1 protein-coding gene and 2 pseudogenes are annotated in these 1,788 nt (G+C 49.8%); 1 reads left to right on the top strand and 2 read right to left on the bottom strand.

Going from position 1 to position 1,788, the window contains the following annotated elements:
- Nucleotides 1-177: 177 nt before the first annotated feature.
- Entirely contained in the window at nt 178-843 is a 666-nt protein-coding gene (locus ACTBDZ_RS17530; protein ID WP_438816235.1) for a tellurite resistance TerB family protein, read from the bottom strand.
- A 289-nt stretch (nt 844-1,132) separates the two neighbouring features.
- On the opposite strand from ACTBDZ_RS17530, the pseudogene ACTBDZ_RS17525 reads away from it, so the two are divergent.
- A pseudogene (locus tag ACTBDZ_RS17525) lies at nt 1,133-1,672 on the top strand (RpiB/LacA/LacB family sugar-phosphate isomerase); the annotation flags it as partial.
- A gap of 47 nt (nt 1,673-1,719) precedes the next feature.
- Here the strand turns inward: ACTBDZ_RS17525 and ACTBDZ_RS17520 are convergent.
- A pseudogene (locus tag ACTBDZ_RS17520) lies at nt 1,720-1,788 on the bottom strand (surface-adhesin E family protein); the annotation flags it as partial.

Here is a 1,788-nt window from a genome sequence, read left to right as displayed (position 1 = left end):
ACGCCAATGGCAACATTACTTGATGGTAAACGGGTCTGGGCAGAAAAAAATCTGAACCAGATTTAATCTGACAGACACCTGTATAAATAACCGGTAACTGTCAGATCAGGTCTGAGCTAGTACATCTAATCGCTATATGTGGACGGTTTTCCCACCGTCCACGTTCTCCCCACTCAGCTACAATGCGGCTCGCGTTGTCTGCACTTCATTACCGATCGACGCGCAAACGTCTGCCGGAATTTTCAATTCCTGTGCCAGGGCATTGAGGTAGCTTTTCTCCATAAAGTGGTCAACATCAATCACCGCACAGCTTAAGAAGTAGACCTCCAACGCTTCTTCCTCATTCTTAACCCCATTCGCTAACAGCGCAGGATCCAGCGGCTGGTCGATAGCTTCTTGTATCCAGGTTTCAACTTCTGCGCCCAGTTGAGGTTCATGAACGTTCTCTTTTATGCGTTGCTGTTCTGTGGCATCAATATGCCCATCGCTCTTGGCCGCAAACACCAATGCCATGATCAAACGACGGGCGCGCACGTTGTCGCTGGATGACTGAACACCAAAATCGGCATCCTTGACGTGGGTATCGCGTACACGCTTTTTGTATTGGTTCCACAGCATGACGCCAGCAGCAGCGCTTCCACCAATGATCAAGGCATTTTTGCCCAGAGACCCCAGCATCTTTCTTGTTGATTTGTTCGCCAACAGCACCCCTGCCAACCCACCAAACGCCGCAGGTTTGAGCATATCGCCCAGATTGCCATTTTTAGCGCTGCTCGCTGCCGAACCCGCTTTTGCTCCCGCAACCCCCAGGAGCGTTTGAATCTGCTGCATCCATTGGCTCATTGCCGTCTCCCCGTTATCGTTGTCGGTATCATCTGTGCACGTCAGGCGAACATTACCTGTATCTATGCATAGTAGAGCCTCTTGTGCCCGTTGTTTGTCAGGTAATGTATAACAATGAAAATGTGGCACAGGCCCGGTTTTACCACTGCAAAGGCAATTCTGCGCTGGGATGATTTGCGCTTTATTTTTGACAAGGTATACTGCACCCATAGAAATGAAATAGTGTTTTAGTATTTGTAGTTGTCCGTCACAATAAAGGAACGAACATGAAAATTGCATTGATTAACGGATTAACGAGAACAGCCAGGCTGCCAAGAACGCTATCATTGCCGAAGCGCTGACTAAAGCCGTTGCACCGCAAGGTCACACCGTATACAACTACGGTCAGTACGCCGTTGATGACGCTGCACAACTGACCTACATCCAGAACGGTATTCTGGCAGCTATCCTGCTGAACTCTGGTGCTGCTGATTTCGTGGTAACCGGTTGCGGTACCGGTCAGGGCGCGATACTGGCCTGTAACTCTTTCCCGGGCGTGATCTGTGGTCTGGTTGTTGACCCATCCGATGCGTACCTGTTCTCCCAGATCAACAACGGTAACGCCGTTTCTCTGCCGTATGCCAAAGGTTTCGGCTGGGGCGCTGAGCTGAACCTGGAAAACCTGTTCACTCAACTGTTCAAAGAAGAAGGTGGCCGTGGCTACCCGAGCGACCGCGTTGTTCCTCAACAGCGTAACAAGAAGATCCTGGACGCAGTGAAAGAAGTTACCTATAACGATCTGATCTCCATCCTGAAAGGTCTGGATCAGGATCTGGTTAAAGGGGCTTTGTTGAATAAATCAGAACTTGTAACGACTGTGCCCCATCGGGTCGATTGTTACGTGATGCGAATACTGTTCGGCATTCCTAATAGCGTGATCCGGTTAAGCGCTTTGACCATCGCCAT

The sequence above is a fragment of the Symbiopectobacterium sp. genome (genome assembly GCF_051710365.1).
Taxonomy (GTDB): domain Bacteria; phylum Pseudomonadota; class Gammaproteobacteria; order Enterobacterales; family Enterobacteriaceae; genus Symbiopectobacterium.
Note: the sequence above shows the minus strand (reverse complement) of the source record. Positions and strands in the feature narration are given on the sequence as shown.

Excerpts from the sequence above, each read along its gene's own strand:
- ACTBDZ_RS17530 (WP_438816235.1), bottom strand. The coding sequence starts at position 843 with ATGAGCCAATGGATGCAGCAGATTCAAACGCTCCTGGGGGTTGCGGGA.